Origin of the sequence: Halomonas sp. KM-1 (assembly GCF_000246875.1) — a bacterium.
In the GTDB taxonomy this organism is placed as follows: Bacteria; Pseudomonadota; Gammaproteobacteria; order Pseudomonadales; family Halomonadaceae; genus Halomonas; species Halomonas aerodenitrificans.
Genome location: NZ_BAEU01000117.1, coordinates 33,419 through 49,251, shown reverse-complemented (window position 1 = coordinate 49,251; position 15,833 = coordinate 33,419). Strand labels below are relative to the sequence as shown.

Here is a 15,833-nt window from a genome sequence, read left to right as displayed (position 1 = left end):
GACCGAAACGTCGGCGCATTTTCCTCCGTGTCTTGATGTTCGATTTCGATTGATCTATGTTCGCTTTCAAACATACACTGTTTGAAAGCCAGCTCATTGCTGACGCGAGATCGGAGCCTTTCAGTCCATGGCGCACACGTCGCACCACCTACTCGACCTCTTCATCATCGGCGGCGGCATCAACGGCACGGGCATTGCCAACGATGCTGCCGGGCGCGGCCTGTCGGTCAGCCTGTGCGAGCAGGGGGACCTGGCCGGCGCCACGTCCTCGGCCAGCAGCAAGTTGATCCATGGTGGATTGCGCTATCTCGAACATCATGAGTTCCGCCTCGTGGGGGAGGCGCTACGTGAGCGCGAAGTGCTGCTGCACAAGGCGCCGCACATCATCTGGCCGCTGCGTTTCATTCTCCCGCACCGCTCTCACCTGCGCCCCGCCTGGATGATTCGGGCCGGTCTGTTCCTCTACGACCATCTGGGCAAGCGCAAGATGCTGCCCGGTTCACGCAGCGTTCGTTTCGCTGCGGATTCGCCCCTGCAGGAAGGCATCAAGCGCGGATTCGAATATTCCGATTGTTGGGTCGATGATGCTCGCCTGGTGGTGCTCAACGCGCTACAGGCACGCGAAGGTGGCGCGGAGATTCTGGTGCGCACCCGCTGCATCGGGGCGAAGGAGGAGAACGGCATCTGGCGCATCGAGCTGGAGGACGTCCGCAGCGGCGAGCGCTTCGAGCGCCAGGCGCGCACCCTGGTCAATGCCGCCGGCCCATGGGTCGAGCGGGTGGTGCGCGAGCAGGCGGCACGTAACTCCCGCTACAGCATCCGCATGATTCAGGGCAGCCACCTGATCGTGCCGCGGCTGAACGGCGACGACCGTGCCTACATTCTGCAGAACAGCGACCGACGCATCGTGTTCGTCCTCCCTTACGAGGACGACTTCAGCCTGGTCGGCACCACGGACCGACGCTATGAGGGCGACCCGGCCCAGGCCGCCATCAGTGAAGAAGAGATCGATTACCTGCTTGGTGTGGTCAATGCTCACTTCCGCCGTCAGCTCCAGCGCAGCGACGTCATCTCGAGCTTCTCCGGCGTACGCCCCCTGTGCGACGACGAATCGGCCGAGCCTTCGGCCATGACCCGGGACTACACCCTGGCGTTCGACGATCAAGGTGCCCCGCTGCTCTCCGTATTCGGCGGCAAGATCACCACCTATCGCAAGCTGGCGGAAGCCGCCTTGAAGCAGCTCAAGCCTGTTCTGCCAGCCATGGGGCCGAGCTGGACCGCCGAAGCCGCCCTGCCCGGCGGCGAGATCGGCAATCAGGAGAATTTCATGGCGCGGCTGCGGCACGACTACCCCTGGCTCGGGGAAGCGCGGACACGGCGCTTCGCGCGTAGTTACGGCAGCCTGTGCCTGCGCTTCCTCGCAGGCACCCAATGCGAAGAGGACCTGGGCGAACATTTCGGCGCCGGCCTCACCGTCGCCGAAGCCGACTATCTGGTCGACCATGAATGGGCCACCACCGTCGAGGACATCCTGTGGCGGCGCACCAAGCTGGGCCTGCGGCTGACGCCGCGCCAAGTTGAGCGACTACAGGCACACATGGAAGCCCACCGACAGGCCCTGGCCGCCTGAGCTATTCGGGAATACCACCGTAGGTCAGGCTGGCCGGATCGAGCAGCCGCTCGAGCTCCTCACGATCAAGGTCGGTCTGCTCTTCGGCCACGTCGATGATCGGCCGCCCCGCCTGATAGGCCTGCTTGGCGATGGCTGCCGCGGCGTCGTAGCCAATGACCCCGTTCAGGGCCGTGACCAGGATCGGGTTGCGCGCCAGCGGCTCCGCCAGCCGATCCTCGCGCACCCGGAAAGTGGCAATGGCGCGCTCGCCCAGCAGGCGCGCCGTATTGCTCATCAGCCGAATCGAGGTCAGCAGGTTGTAACCGATCAGCGGCAGCATCACGTTGAGCTGAAAGTTGCCGCTCTGCCCCGCCACGGTTATCGCCGCATCCAGACCGATCACCTGGGCAGCAGCCTGCGCCGCCGATTCAGGAATCACCGGATTGACCTTGCCCGGCATGATCGAACTCCCCGGCTGCAGCGCCTCGAGCTCGATCTCGCCCAAGCCGGCCAACGGCCCCGAGTTCATCCAGCGCAGGTCGTTGGCGATCTTCATCACCACGCAGGCCAGCCCCTTGAGCTGCCCCGAAAGCTCCACCGCCGCATCCTGCGAGCCGAGGCTGGCGAAAAAGCTGTCGTTGGGCGCCAGAGCGAGCCCTGTCTGCTCACTCAGTTGACGTGCCATGCGCTCGGCGAACTCGGGATGAGCGTTGATCCCGGTGCCTACCGCTGTACCGCCCTGAGCCAGCCGTGACAGCCGCACCATGGCGCTGTCGATACGCTCGATGGCCTGGCCGACCTGGCTCGACCAACCGCCGAGCTCCTGCCCCAGGCGCAGTGGCATGGCATCCATCAGATGGGTACGGCCGGTCTTCACCACGCGATCCAGTTCCAGCGCCCGTTCGTCGATGGTGGCACGCAATGCCACCAGCGCGGGACGCAGCTGCGCGGTCACCTCCAGCGCCGCGGAAAGATGGATGGCGGTAGGTATGACGTCGTTGCTCGACTGACCCATGTTGACATGGTCGTTGGGCCCCACCTTCAGCCCTTCGCGGCTGGCCAAGTGGGCTATCACCTCGTTGACGTTCATGTTGCTCGAGGTGCCCGAACCGGTCTGGAACACGTCCACCGGGAACTGGTCGTCGTGCTTGCCGTCGACGATCTCCTGAGCCGCCGCAATGACGGCTTCGGCTCGCTCGGCGTCGAGCAGGTCCAGCTCACGGTTGACCTTGGCCGCTGCCAGCTTGATGCGGGCGATGGCATGGATGAAGGCCGCCGGCATCGGCTGACCCGACACTGGAAAATTCTCCACCGCACGCTGGGTCTGGGCGCCATAGAGAGCCGCGGCCGGCACCCGCAGCTCCCCCATGCTGTCGCGTTCGATACGATGATCGCTCATGTCACTCCCTCGTTAGACGATCGCTCCCTTCACCATGGTGTTGGGAATCGTGGCTTGCAAGCCTTTCTCGCCGACAGGGCACGCTCGCTTCGTAGCCCCCTCGAGTTGACAACTGTCAAGCTTCCGCACTATTGGCTGAATATCGAACGCCAACATGATAACTGTCGTTGCGGCGTTAAAAAGGCATTCTCTAAGATCGCTTAGCCCACCCACTCGGGGCAATACCAACAAAGCACCAATCACGACAGCACAACGTGGATGAAACACCTCATGGACATGACTCGTTCCCTGCTTTTACTGCCGCACGAACAGCTCACTCTCGCTTACGAGCACGAAGCCGCCGAGCTCCAGCGCTACCGCCGCCTGACCCTTCGGTTTCTACCCAGGGCTCCGCAGACGAGCAGGTTAATGGCAACGCTGGGCCTGCAGTGCGAGAAGCGCCTCGGCCAGCTTCATCAGGTGGCCGTCTGCCTGGAACTCGAAGCCTGCATCGTTAGAGCGCCAGGCAACGTTGCACCCTTCCCGATTCCGGAACCTCACTTCTTCATCGTCGACGAGGTCATGGGCGAACAGATGATCGAGCACGCCATCCGGGCGGCCATGGAATCGAAGCACTTCTTCGACTGGATGTTGAATACCAACGCCACGGCGGAACTTCATCGGCCGTTGCTCAATTTCGTCAGCGAAAAGGAGGGCGAATGTCGAGTCCTGCTCGAGTACTGGGAACAGCACAGAGCGCCTGCGGTGGCTCAGCGAGCCTGATACATCAACCCTTCATGGCCTCTTCTGCCGCCTGCCGGTGGAAGAGGCCAAGCGCTCGAGTCTTGCAAGATCGAGAAGCTGATAGTCACGTCCCGTGACACGCAGCAGCCGCTGCGCCTGATAAGTGGCCAGGGTTCTACCGACCGTCTCCTGGGTCAGCCCCAGATAGCTGCCGATGTCGTTGCGCGATACGGGCAAGCGAAAGTGAGTAGGAGAATAGCCACGGCGATGAAAACAATCCGACACAGCCAGCAGAAAACTGGCCATACGCGCCTCCGCAGTACGGCTCAACAGTCGATGCAGGCTCATGCGCTCCTGCTGCATGCTGCGGCTGATCGTTCTCTGCAGGCGTCGACGCAATTTCGGCAATCTCTGCATCACCGCCTCGAGCCGCTCGAAAGGCAACTCGCACAAGGTCGCGGTGTCGAGAGCGCTGACAGTAGAAGGATAGCGCTCCAGGCCGATGGAATCACAGCCGATGATGCTGCCGGGCAGCCAGATCGCCGTCAGCAGCTGTTCGCTTTCGACGACAGTCTCCTGCTTGAGGCAGCCGGTACGCACGACATACAGGCTGGTGAAAGGTGCCTCCTGGCGATACAACACCTGCCGCTTTTCGAGACGGATGGGAGGAACGACCATTTCGCTGAGTAGCAATGTCTCCTCGGGCAACAGCTCCTCGGCAATGCACAGCGCATTGAGATAACAAGAGAGACAACCGGTACCGCTCTCAAGCCCGCCATATACGTACTTGCCACGGCTCGTCATGATGCGACTCTCCTTGCCTTGGCACACACTTAGCAATTATAGGTTTGCCGGGCCGCACCGTAGTCTGACTTACTTCATACCCTGGGCAGAGAAATGTGATAACCCACCCCACGTTGTCATGACGAAAACCATGCTGCACGAAAAATTACAGCCGCCTAGTGTTAATGCTGCATCGCACAGGATCGGTGTACCACTCGGTACAGGGAGGACACCACCAAGGGAGCAGAAACATGCAACAGAAATCCTGGTTGACGACGGACATCCTCAGTCAGCTCAATGCCAATACATGCCTGCTATTGGTGCGCAGCCTGTGGGAATACTGCCCGGAACACATGTTCATCGTTCGCGTCGAGGGACCGGGCAATTTCGTGATCGAGGCCATGAACTCCACTCACGAGACGACGAGCGCAGAGACGAACGCCGTCATCGGCAAGCGTATCGAACAGTCGCTACCCGCCCCGCTTTGTCACGGTGTGCTGGCCAACCTGGGTCGCTGCGTAGAGTCCGGGGCACCGGTGCGATATGAAGAGAATGGCGACTATCTCGACAGGGATGGTATTTATCAGCATATCCATCGGCAGACGCTGCTGGTTCCCATCACCAACACCGAGGGCACTGTGACCCATCTGTTCGGGATATCCCATGATCGGGCCTTCTCCCGCGAGCATCACATGCTCACCCCAGGGATCACGGGCGAGCTGGAGCGCCGAGTCTGCGAACGCACGGCCGAACTGATCGCGGCCAACGAGAAATTGGCCTACCTGGCGACTCACGATCATCTGACCGGCACCTACAACCGGCGCTATCTGATGGAGCTGGCCGAACAGGAGCTGAGGCGCGCCATCCGCTACGAGCTGCCGCTTTGCCTGCTGATGCTCGATATCGATCATTTCAAGACGCTCAACGACGCGCGCGGCCATCTAGTGGGCGACGAAGCCCTGCGCTGCGTGGCACGCACGATACTGGCGACCGTACGCGAGTGCGATCTGGTGGGCCGATACGGCGGGGACGAATTCCTGATCCTGATGCCGGAGACCACGGCCAGTGGCGCGCAGGAGTTGGCCGAGCGTCTGCGCAACACCCTCACCCAGACGAGCCGTCTCACGCTGAGTATCGGGATCGCCAGCCGGGCGCCGGGCGACGACGTCGTGATCGACCTGATCGATCGTGCCGACGCACTGTTGCTCCAGGCCAAGCGCAACGGGCGAAATCGCATCGAATGTGCGGCCTGATCGCCAAGCACCAATTCATCAAGCACCAATTCATCAAGCACATATTGCAATGCAGCAAGAACCTTTGCTATGCTGCATTGCAATAGAGCGGACATCCGTTCGAAATTACACAACACATCCGGAGATACCTTACTCATGATGAAATCATTCAGCTTCGACACCAAGCCTTTCGAAACCATGCTGCTGGGCCCGGCGCGTGCCTATGCCGCCCTGAGCATCGACTATTCCGAAAAGCTGGTCGGCGCCCAGCTAGAGGCCGTCAAGGCCTATACCGACACCAGCCTGGCGCAAGCCCGCAAGCTGCTCGAAGTCCGCGATGCCGACGGTCTGCGTAGCTACCTGGAAGGTCAGCAGCAGTTCGCCAAGGACGTGACCGAGCGTCTCAAGGGCGATGCCGAGAAGGCCGTTACCCTGCATCAGGACTTCTTCCAGCAGAGCCAGAAACTGGCTGAAAGCAGCCTGCAGGAAGCACAAAAGGTCGCCCAGAGCCAGACCGCCAAGGCCTGATGCTCTACCCGTCCTAACGCAAGGCCCGCCGAACCACGTTCGGCGGGCCTTCGTTTTTTCTCTCCAGTTTTCTCGCCAGTTTCATCTTTCCATCTGTCGCCAGCCGGCTCCCATCGTTTATGCTCGTCCTGCACGGGCATGTCGCAATGAGGAAGCAATCGAATGAAAGCCTGGTTACCCGTAGCCTTGGTGAGTCTCACTCTTGTCGGCTGCCAGATGATGGAGCCGGGGCCACCACCCGAGCGTATCGAGGTGATCGATATCGGCGACCCGCAACGCCCCGACGTCGAACGCCCCGACGCCGAGCGCCCTGCCCCCACCCCAGGGAGAATCGCTCGTCAGGTGGCTTTTCCGGCGAGCGAATATGCGGCGCTGCCGAAGAGCGGCACCGCCGCCATTTCAGGCAGGCTCAGTCTGAACGGCACTCCCGGCACCGGGGAGACGATCTCCGTGGCGCCGGTCACCACCTATTCGGCCGAAGCCGCCGAGCATGCCCTGGCAGGACGTGCGGTCGAGCCGGCCGACCCGCGGGCGCGTGAATACACCCACACCGCGCGCACCGATGGCAACGGCAACTTTTCCCTGCAGGGCCTGCCCCCCGGTGAGTTCTATGTCTCGGGAAGCGTGGTCAACCCCAGCAACGGCCAGCGCCAGGTGATACTGCGCCAGGTGTCACTGCGCAACGGCCAGCGCCTCGAGGTCAATCTGAGTCGCTGACACAACGCGCTACCAACCCAGCGCCTGCTTGACGAAGGGAATCGTCAGCTTGCGCTGGGCCGACAGCGAAGCACGGTCGAGCACGGCCAGCTCGTCGAACAGTTCGTCCAGACGTCGCGGTCCGCGATGAAGAATATAGCGGGCCACCTCCTCGGAAAGCTGCATGCCACGTATGCGCGCACGCAGCTGCAGAGCCTGCAACCTTTCGCCGTCATCCAGCCGCTGCAGTTGAAAGGTGACGCCCCAGGTAAGACGCGAGGCCAGATCGGGCAGTGCGACGGGCAGCTGGCGGGGCGCAGCCGACGCCGACATCACCAGACGCTTGCCGGCATCGCGCAAGCGATTGAAGGCATGAAACAAGCCCTCCTCCCAGCGACGTCGCCCGATGACGACGTCCACGTCGTCGATGGCCACCAGGTCGAGGCGCTCCACGTCCTCAAGCATCAAGGGTGGGAAGTGTCCCAGGTCGTGCAGCGGTAGATAGAGCGCGCGAAGGTCCCGGTCGGAAGCCGCATGGCAGGCCGCCTGCAACAGATGACTGCGACCGCTGCCGGACGCCCCCCATAGGAAGAGGAACGGCTCGCCGTCGGCATCGAGCTGGCGCGAAAGACGATCCAGCAAGGTGGCATTGGCGGCCGGTAGAAAACTCTCGAAAGTGGCATCGTCACGCAGCCCCACCCCCAGAGGCAGCTGCGCAGGCGCTCGACTCATGGTGAATCCTCGCTGCTACGCTCTTTTTTATCGGCGTCGTAAAGGCTGCTGCGCTTGTAGCGTTCGTTGAGTTCCCGCAAGAGTACCATGATCACCGCCGCAGCCGGCAGCGCTAGCAGCACCCCGGTGAAACCGAACAGGTTGCCGCCCGCCAGTACGGCGAAGATCACCGCCACCGGATGCAGACCGATGCGGTCTCCCAGCAGCTTGGGCTGCAGCACCACGCTTTCGATGATCTGACCGATGCTGAACACGATGACCACGCCAAGCAGCGCCACCCAACTGCCGAACTGGAAGAACGCCACGATCAGCGCCACGCTGATACCGACGATGAAGCCGAGAAACGGCACGATGCTGGCCAGCCCCGCCAGCATACCGATCAGCAGCCCGAAGCGAAGCCCCATGACGGTCAGCCCAATGGCGTAGATGGCCCCCAAAGTCAGCATGACCAGCAGTTGGCCACGCAGGAAAGCCGAAAGCACTTCGTCGCAGCGCAGGCTGAGACGCACCGCATCCGGCTCCAGGCGCCGCGGGATGAGATTGCGCAGATTGACGATCAGGCGGTTCCAGTCCAGCAGGAGATAGAACGTGACCACCGGAATCAGCGCGAAATAGGTCACCCAGGCCAGGAACGCCGCCCCCGAGCGTCCGATCTGTCCCAGGAACTGGGCCAGGTAACCACCGGCGTCCTGCCAGTGTTCGGCCAGCGTCTCCTGCACGTTATCGAGATCCGCCGCCACGTCCAGTCCCGTCCAACCGCGGATCTGCGGCGCCAGCACCGTTTCCACCCACTCGAAGATTCCCGGAATCATCAGCCCGAACTGGCGCACCTGCTGCACGGCCAGCGGGATCAGCACCAGCAGTGCTACCCCCAGCACCAAGGTCAGGATGAAGAACACGCCGCACACCGCCAAGGCGCGCGAAAGCCCCAGGCGCTGCAATCGATTGGCCAGTGGATCGCTCAGGTACGCCAGGATCATCCCGGCGATGAACGGCATCAGCATCGTTTCCAGTTGGAACAGCAGCCACACCAAGGCGACCGCGCCAATCAGCACCCACCATTCTTTACGCATCACAGCTCCACACCTCCCTGCGTTCTCCCTCCACGGCGATGCGAGCCGTGCGTCGTGATGCTACAATTCCGGCCCGATCTTGCCCACTGCTTCGGCCATCAGGCGTTGCGTCGCCTTGCGCCGGGCCACATAACCGCGCTACTTCGTACAGGACAGGCCATGACCGATTCCACCTCCCCCGACAATGCCAAGGCATCCCTGAGCTACAAGGACGCCGGCGTCGACATCGATGCCGGCAACGCCCTGGTCGACCGCATCAAGGGCGTCGCCAAGCGCACCATGCGCCCCGAGGTGATGGGCGGACTGGGCGGCTTCGGCGCCCTGTGCCAGCTGCCTTCCGGCTATCGCGAACCGGTGCTGGTCTCGGGCACCGACGGCGTCGGCACCAAGCTGCGTCTGGCCATGGACCTGGGTCGACACGACTCCATCGGTATCGATCTGGTCGCCATGTGCGTCAACGACCTGGTGGTGGCCGGCGCCGAACCGCTGTTCTTCCTCGACTACTATGCCACGGGCAAACTGGATGTGGACATCGCCGCCGACGTCGTCGCCGGCATCGGCGAGGGTTGCGAACAGGCCGGCTGCGCCCTGGTAGGCGGTGAAACCGCCGAAATGCCCGGCATGTACGAAGGCAGCGACTACGACCTGGCCGGCTTCTGTGTCGGCGTGGTGGAGAAATCCGAGATCCTCGACGGCAGCAAGGTCGGCGAAGGCGACGTACTGTTGGGCATCGCCTCCAGCGGCGCCCACTCCAACGGCTATTCGCTGATCCGCAAGATCCTCGAAGTGAGCGGTGCATCGCTGGATACCGCCATCGACGGCCGGCCGCTGGGCGACGCCCTGCTCGCCCCCACACGGATCTACGTCAAGCCGCTGCTGTCGCTGATCAAGGAGAGCGGCGTCGCCGTTCATGCCCTGTCGCACATCACCGGCGGCGGACTGCTGGAGAACATTCCCCGGGTGCTGCCTGACTCCCTGGCAGCACGCATCGACGTGAAGAGCTGGACGCGTCCGGCGCTGTTCGACTGGCTGCAGCAGCAGGGCAACGTGGCGGAGCACGAAATGTATCGCGTGCTCAACTGCGGTATCGGCATGGTCGTGGTCGTACCTGCGGAGAAGGCCGACCAGGCCCGCGCCCACCTGCAGGCACAGGGCGAGACGGTCTATCGCATCGGCGAGATCATCGCCCGCGGCGAAGGCGAAGAAGCGGTTCTGCTGGAGAACCTCGAGGCATGAGCGAAGCGTACGACGGCGACACCATGACGGACTTCACCCCCGAGCCCACCGGCACACGCCGGGTGGTGGTGCTGATCTCGGGTAACGGCAGCAACCTGCAGGCGCTGATCGACGAGCAGACCCACGACCGCCTGGGCGGCGAGATCGTGGCGGTGATCTCCAACGTTGCCGACGCCTACGGCCTGCAGCGTGCCCGTGATGCCGGCATCGATGCCGTAGTGCTGCCCCACGGCGAGTACGAGAATCGCGAAGCCTACGATGGTGCCCTGATCAAGGTGATCGAGCGCCACGAACCCGATCTGGTGGTACTGGCCGGCTTCATGCGCATTCTAAGCTCACGCTTCGTGCAGCGCTTCCACGGCCGCATGCTCAACATCCACCCCTCCCTTTTGCCCGCTTACCGTGGCCTCAACACCCATGCCAAGGCACTCGCCGACGGCGTGGCCGAACACGGCTGCAGCGTGCACTTCGTCACCGAGGAGCTGGACGGCGGCCCGGTCGCCATCCAGGCCGTGATAGCGGTTAACGAGGGCGAGACCGAAGCCAGCCTGAAGGAGAAGGTGCACGCCCGCGAGCACCTGATCTACCCCATCGCGGTGAAGTGGTTCCTCGAGGGGCGCCTGCGCCTCGAAGGCGAGAGCGCCCTGCTCGACGGCACCCCGCTGCCGCCCCAGGGGCTACGCCTCTCCCACGCCGACGCCGCCGAAGAGCTGGACGAGGAGTAGCGCCAAACTCGACGCAAAGTGGATGCCCCAAGACGCTAGCGGCGCCGGGGACAGTTCAGAGTGGAGGTCATTCTTCATGGGTGAGGCGACAGCCGAACGGGCACGCCATGGATGGCGTGCACCGGTCTTGCAAGCGGAGCAGGATGCGAGAGTGAAGCAAGAAGAATGTAGCGCCCAGGGAAGGGTTTACAGCGCCTCCACGAGAACTGTCGACGGATTAGCCGCGGGTTACGTCAGCCGGACTCAGGTACGGGGTAAGGTGACGCCCCTCTGCCCCATATACTTGCCGCCGCGATCCTTGTAGGAGGTCGCGCACACCTCGTCCGACTCCAGGAACAGCATCTGCGCCACACCCTCGTTGGCGTAGATCTTGGCCGGCAGGTTGGTGGTATTGGAAAACTCCAGGGTCACGTGCCCTTCCCACTCCGGCTCCAACGGCGTCACGTTGACGATGATGCCGCAGCGAGCGTAGGTCGACTTGCCCAGACAGATGGTCAGCACGCTGCGCGGAATACGGAAATATTCCACGGTGCGCGCCAGGGCGAAGGAGTTGGGTGGGATGATGCAGACGTCGCCCTTGATGTCGACGAAGCTCTTCTCATCGAAATTCTTGGGGTCGACCACCGCCGAGTGAATGTTGGTGAACACCTTGAATTCGTCGGCACAGCGGACGTCGTAGCCATAGCTGGAGGTGCCGTAGGAGATCACCCGCTGATCGTTGACGTAACGCACCTGATCGGCTTCGAAGGGTTCGATCATGCCTTCCCGCTCGGCCATGCGGCGGATCCAACTGTCGGGCTTGATGCTCATGGGACGTCCTGAGAGAAGTTGTGCCGGAGAATGAAGAAGTAGGCTTTGGCTGAAAAGTCGTCTAGGGCCGCTATCATAGCGGCCCTAGGTGCACTCGTCACGGCCCCACCACTAACGCGGGTGGAAACGAGCTCAATCGCTGAACGAGATGCTCGGCCCTTCGCTCGGCGACTGGCCGCCAAGCTCAGCGGCGATCTGCCGTGCCATGTCGCGGAAGGTCGCCGTCACTTCACCCTCGGGCTCGGCGATGACCGTGGGCCGACCGCCATCCACCTGCTCGCGGATCGACAGTGCCAGCGGCAGCCTGCCCAGCACCTTGGTCTCGTACTCACCGGCGATACGCTCACCGCCACCTTCGCCGAAGATCGGTTCGGCATGACCGCACTGGGAACACACGTGGAGGCTCATGTTCTCCACCACGCCCAGCACCGGCACGTTGACCTTGCGGAACATCTCGATACCCTTGCGGGCATCGAGCAACGCGATGTCCTGGGGCGTGGTCACGATGACCGCTCCATCCACCGGCACCTTCTGCGCCAGCGTCAGTTGGATATCGCCGGTGCCCGGCGGCATGTCGATGAACAGTACATCGAGGTCGTCCCAGGCCGTTTGGGTCAACAGCTGCTGAAAGGCTCCCGCCACCATCGGGCCGCGCCACACCATGGGCTCCCGGGTGTCGACCATGAAGGCCATCGACATGGCCTGTACGCCATGGGTCTCCAGCGGCCGGAACTTGTTCTCGCCGGCCTGCTGGGGCCGCACGCCTTCCGGAACACCCAGCATCTGCGCCTGACTGGGGCCGTGGATGTCGGCATCGAGAATACCGACACGATACCCTTCGGCAACCATGGCCAGTGCCAGATTGACGGTAACGGTGGATTTTCCCACCCCACCCTTGCCGGATGCCACGGCCACGATATGCTTGACCCCTTCGATCACGACTGACTCCTTATTCCTGCAGATGAGTGTCCTGCGAATGGCAATTGTCTGACACGCTCAGTATAACGCGCCAGCTCCCGAGATGAGCGCGACCAAGCGACATCGAAGTCTCCATAAAGACATGCGGCGGGCCAAGGCCCGCCGCATCGTTTCGCCCTCACGGCGCTCAGTTGCTCTCGGCCTCTTCGGCCTCTTCCTCTTCTTGCGGCGTCTGCTGAGTGGCCTGCTGGCCCTGTTGCTGGCCCTGCTGCTGCCCTTGTTGAGTGCGCAGCTCAAGATCCCCCAGCGCATCGCGCCACTGGGCAAGCTGCTCCTCGACCTGCTCGAGCTGCTGCTGACGACGCTGAACCTGGGCCTCCAGCTCCTCGAGTTCACCACGGGCCGATTCGATCTCTTCGTTGGTTTCATCGCGCTCCTGGCGAATCGCCTCGAGTTCTGACGTGGCCGCCTCGCGCTCGTCGCGGATTTCGCCCACTTCGCCCTCGACCTCGCTACGCCAGGCCTCCAGCGCCTCGATGTCGTTCTCCAGCGCTTCGATCGTCTGCTGGCGCTCCTCGATGGCCTGATTCAGCGTATCGAGCTGCTCCTGGCCAGCTGCGGCCTCCTCTCGCATGCGCTCCAGCTCACTGGATATCTGCTCGAGTTCCTCTTCAGCCTGGCGGCGCGCTGCTTCTGCCTCCTGGCGCTCCTCTTCGGCGGTCTGGCGCGCGGCCTCGGCTTCCTGGCGTGCGCTTTCCGCATCCTGACGGGCCTCATCGGCATCGGCACGAGCCTCGTCTACCGCCTGGAAGTCATCGCGCAGCGCCGTCAGGCTCTCCTCCATTTCGGCCTGCTCGCCACGGCGTGCCTCGAGGTCGCCCTCCAGCGCCTCGCGCTCCTCCTGCAACTCGTCGACACGGGCAGAAGCCTCTACCGCCTCGGCTTCGAGACGCTCGATCTCGCCGCGAGCGGCTTCCTGCTCATCGTGCAGGGCGGCTTCCGCCGACTGCCGCTCCTCCTCGAGTTCGGCCAGCCGCCGCTCCAGCGCCTCGATGTTCTCCCCCGCCTCATTACGCTCGTTGAGTTCCCTTACCAACTCCTGGTGCTCACCTTCCAGCGCAGCCAGCTGCTCCTCGAGCGCGGCGCTGCGTTCACGCTGGTTGCCGGCGCTGTTATGAGCAAGAATCGCCCAGAGGATGGCCAGCACGGCGATGGCCACCAGGGCCATGACGCGTCTGTCCTTGTAGAGTGGACTTTCGGGTGTTTCCGACATGGGCAAGACCCTCCAGATGGTCCATGTTGATCGTCACGCTTGGCGTGACGCTCGCGTAGGTTCCTTCCTCAGCATACATAGGCAGCCAAGGCAGCGAAAGGAAGCCGCCGGCTAACCGTTCGTCAAGCTTAGCGTATGAAAAATCGCGCGCCGTCAGCGCGGAGTGACCCGCCAATTCGACAGCCAGGGCGAACCGCGGACCTCGAAGTCGAGTTCGCGCAGCCATTGGGCAACCACCAGATTCGATTGATGAGCGGCGGAATAACCGCGTGGATAGGGCACGAACTCCAGACCGTACTGCTCGCTCGGCACCGGTTCCACATCGGCACGCTCGAAGTGTGCATCGAGCCGCCGTTTCAAGGCCTGCACACGTCCCATGTCGGCTTCCAGGGGATAGATGTCGGTCAGGCCCTCCGGGGCCAGCCGGTGAAACTGCTCGGGAGCGTCGATGTCGGGGTGCACGGCTCGACCAATACCCGCATCGGTGGGCCACAACATGGCCGCGGCACCGCTCAGTGCGTGCTGACGCCCCTCGACGTACCAGCGCCAGTCGCCATAGCTGTAGCGCACCACGCCCCCCGATTCACGCGGTAGTACCAGGCTGGCGTGCCGGCCATGATCCAGCAGATAGATATCGACGGGTTGTTCGAGCAAGCTCGGTTCGGGCGGCACGACGCGGCCGGCACAGCCGGTCAAGAGCACAATGGCCATCATGGCCAACAAGGTGCCCAGCCAGCGTCGCAGCTGCTCTCGATATGCCATATCCCTCCATTGCGACCGATAGAGCGCCAGCACCACGATCTGAGATTCAATGGAATTCACTCTGCTTGGACTGGCCGAAAGGCTACTCAGGCAAGCCCTGCAGCAGCCTTCCGTTCCCGCTCGTCATGACCCACGGTCATGACATCGGACCTAGCGCAGCCCCAGCATCGACAGGATGAACAGCACCACCACGATCAGGCCAATGATATAGATGATATTTCGCATACAGCTCTCCTTGCTGTCGGGTTCAATGTAGTCGACGTGGTGACGACCGAGCCACCGTCAGCCCCAGTGTAGCGGACCAACGAAATCCAGCCAGTGAAGCAACCGACTTGTGGTCGCCTACCGAGGCGAATACCTTACGAGGCAGGATCTCGCAAAACGGCACAAGGAGCGATGCTCGCCATGCCCAAGGCTCACCAATCGCGGCATGTCATGTTCGTGCTGTTGCCTCGTACGGGCGCCTTCCTTTGGCGCGTGCTGACCAACTTCCTGCGTAACCGCGGTATCCTGCTTGCCGGTGGTGTTGGTTACAACATCCTGCTCTCCATCGTCCCGCTGTTCGCACTGCTCGCCGTGCTGCTGACCCAGATCATGGATGAAAACGTACTCCTCGAGGTGCTTGCCGTTCAGCTGGATCACCTCGCGCCCGCTCATGCCGCAGGCTTGCTGGAAGCTGTGCGAGCCCTGCTCGAGTCGCGAGACGTGATCGGTATCTTCGGTATTCTGGTGTTACTGGTCTTCAGTTCCTTCGCCTTTCGCATGCTGGAGGATGCACTAGCCATCATCTTCCACACGCCGGAAGCCCATCCGAAGCGCAGCGTGTGGGTTTCAGTGCTGCTACCTTATCTCTTCATGCTGGTACTGGGTGCCGGGCTGGCCGCCCTCACCCTGATGGTGACCCTGGCCGAGGCCATCGGCACGCTATGGATGGCAGTGGTGGGGCGTGAAATGCCCCTGGCCGGGCTCTCCGACCCGCTGCTCAACCTGTTCAGTTTCTTCGGCGTGTTCCTGCTCTTCAGCGGTATCTACAAGGTGCTGCCTGTCGTCAGAATTCAATTGCGCAGAGCCTTGGTCGGCGGCTTCGTCGCAGCGTTGCTGTGGGAGGGGGTGCGCTTCCTGCTGATGTTCTATTTCCTCAATGTCTCACTGGTCAATGTGGTCTATGGTTCGCTTGCCACCATCATCGTGGTGCTGCTAACGCTGGAAATCGGCGCCATGATCCTGCTACTCGGCGCTCAGGTGATCGCAGAACTCGAGTACAACGCCCGCCGCGGTCTGCCGTGGTACGTGGATCCTCGCCGCGAACCGGTCACCCATGTCGATTGAGA

At 62.6% G+C, this 15,833-nt stretch carries 16 protein-coding genes; 8 read left to right on the top strand and 8 right to left on the bottom strand.

The window, feature by feature from the left end; all coding sequences use genetic code 11:
- Nucleotides 1-127 precede the first annotated feature (127 nt).
- A complete protein-coding gene (gene glpD, locus B8115_RS13295; protein WP_010628303.1) occupies nucleotides 128-1,630 on the top strand; it encodes a glycerol-3-phosphate dehydrogenase in 1,503 nt (500 codons plus the stop codon).
- 1 nt (nucleotide 1,631) lies between these two features.
- Here glpD and B8115_RS13290 read toward each other — a convergent pair whose 3' ends face one another.
- A complete protein-coding gene (locus tag B8115_RS13290) occupies nucleotides 1,632-3,011 on the bottom strand; it encodes a lyase family protein (RefSeq protein WP_010628302.1) in 1,380 nt (459 codons plus the stop codon).
- Nucleotides 3,012-3,419: 408 nt separating this feature from the next.
- Here B8115_RS13290 and B8115_RS13285 point away from each other — a divergent pair, with 408 nt between their 5' ends.
- Entirely contained in the window at nucleotides 3,420-3,773 is a 354-nt protein-coding gene (locus tag B8115_RS13285) for a hypothetical protein (protein WP_141638592.1), read from the top strand.
- A 12-nt stretch (nucleotides 3,774-3,785) separates the two neighbouring features.
- On the opposite strand, the gene B8115_RS13280 is transcribed toward B8115_RS13285, so the two are convergent.
- Nucleotides 3,786-4,538, bottom strand: a complete 753-nt coding sequence (locus tag B8115_RS13280; RefSeq protein WP_010628300.1) for a helix-turn-helix domain-containing protein — start codon at nucleotides 4,536-4,538, stop codon at nucleotides 3,786-3,788.
- A gap of 230 nt (nucleotides 4,539-4,768) precedes the next feature.
- Here B8115_RS13280 and B8115_RS13275 point away from each other — a divergent pair, with 230 nt between their 5' ends.
- The 3 genes from B8115_RS13275 to B8115_RS13265 all read left to right on the top strand — a co-directional run bounded on the left by B8115_RS13275 (nucleotide 4,769) and on the right by B8115_RS13265 (nucleotide 6,994).
- Nucleotides 4,769-5,770, top strand: coding sequence for a sensor domain-containing diguanylate cyclase (locus tag B8115_RS13275; protein WP_010628299.1), 1,002 nt, complete (start codon nucleotides 4,769-4,771; stop codon nucleotides 5,768-5,770).
- A gap of 135 nt (nucleotides 5,771-5,905) precedes the next feature.
- On the top strand, nucleotides 5,906-6,277 hold the full coding sequence (locus tag B8115_RS13270; RefSeq protein ID WP_010628298.1) for a phasin family protein: 372 nt from the start codon (nucleotides 5,906-5,908) through the stop codon (nucleotides 6,275-6,277).
- A gap of 162 nt (nucleotides 6,278-6,439) precedes the next feature.
- Nucleotides 6,440-6,994 (top strand): carboxypeptidase-like regulatory domain-containing protein, encoded by a 555-nt coding sequence (locus B8115_RS13265; RefSeq protein ID WP_010628297.1) that lies wholly within the window; start codon nucleotides 6,440-6,442, stop codon nucleotides 6,992-6,994.
- Between the two features lie 9 nt (nucleotides 6,995-7,003).
- Here the strand turns inward: B8115_RS13265 and hda are convergent, their stop codons facing one another.
- Together hda and B8115_RS13255 are read right to left on the bottom strand one after the other, a co-directional pair.
- Nucleotides 7,004-7,705 carry a DnaA regulatory inactivator Hda gene (hda, locus tag B8115_RS13260; protein WP_010628296.1) on the bottom strand — a complete coding sequence of 234 codons (702 nt, stop codon included), beginning with the start codon at nucleotides 7,703-7,705 and terminating at the stop codon, nucleotides 7,004-7,006.
- Nucleotides 7,702-8,778: an AI-2E family transporter gene (locus B8115_RS13255; RefSeq protein WP_010628295.1), complete on the bottom strand. Its 1,077-nt coding sequence runs from the start codon at nucleotides 8,776-8,778 to the stop codon at nucleotides 7,702-7,704. The genes hda and B8115_RS13255 overlap by 4 nt, the downstream gene beginning before the upstream one ends.
- Nucleotides 8,779-8,937: 159 nt before the next feature.
- Between B8115_RS13255 and purM the strand changes: the two genes are divergently transcribed.
- A complete protein-coding gene (gene purM, locus B8115_RS13250; RefSeq protein WP_010628294.1) occupies nucleotides 8,938-10,014 on the top strand; it encodes a phosphoribosylformylglycinamidine cyclo-ligase in 1,077 nt (358 codons plus the stop codon).
- On the top strand, nucleotides 10,011-10,739 hold the full coding sequence (purN, locus tag B8115_RS13245; protein WP_010628293.1) for a phosphoribosylglycinamide formyltransferase: 729 nt from the start codon (nucleotides 10,011-10,013) through the stop codon (nucleotides 10,737-10,739). Before purM ends, purN begins: the two co-directional genes overlap by 4 nt.
- 243 nt (nucleotides 10,740-10,982) lie before the next feature.
- On the opposite strand, the gene dcd is transcribed toward purN, so the two are convergent.
- The 4 genes from dcd to B8115_RS13225 form a co-directional block, all read right to left on the bottom strand.
- A complete protein-coding gene (dcd, locus tag B8115_RS13240) occupies nucleotides 10,983-11,549 on the bottom strand; it encodes a dCTP deaminase (RefSeq protein ID WP_010628292.1) in 567 nt (188 codons plus the stop codon).
- Nucleotides 11,550-11,681: 132 nt separating this feature from the next.
- A complete protein-coding gene (gene apbC, locus B8115_RS13235; protein ID WP_083861837.1) occupies nucleotides 11,682-12,512 on the bottom strand; it encodes an iron-sulfur cluster carrier protein ApbC in 831 nt (276 codons plus the stop codon).
- A 142-nt stretch (nucleotides 12,513-12,654) separates the two neighbouring features.
- Nucleotides 12,655-13,740 carry a hypothetical protein gene (locus B8115_RS13230; RefSeq protein ID WP_141638591.1) on the bottom strand — a complete coding sequence of 362 codons (1,086 nt, stop codon included), beginning with the start codon at nucleotides 13,738-13,740 and terminating at the stop codon, nucleotides 12,655-12,657.
- Between the two features lie 153 nt (nucleotides 13,741-13,893).
- Complete coding sequence (locus tag B8115_RS13225) at nucleotides 13,894-14,502, bottom strand: hypothetical protein (RefSeq protein WP_010628289.1); 609 nt, start codon at nucleotides 14,500-14,502, stop codon at nucleotides 13,894-13,896.
- 405 nt (nucleotides 14,503-14,907) lie between these two features.
- On the opposite strand from B8115_RS13225, the gene B8115_RS13220 reads away from it, so the two are divergent.
- Nucleotides 14,908-15,831 (top strand): YihY/virulence factor BrkB family protein, encoded by a 924-nt coding sequence (locus B8115_RS13220; protein WP_026038108.1) that lies wholly within the window; start codon nucleotides 14,908-14,910, stop codon nucleotides 15,829-15,831.
- The last annotated feature ends 2 nt before the right edge of the window (nucleotides 15,832-15,833 follow it).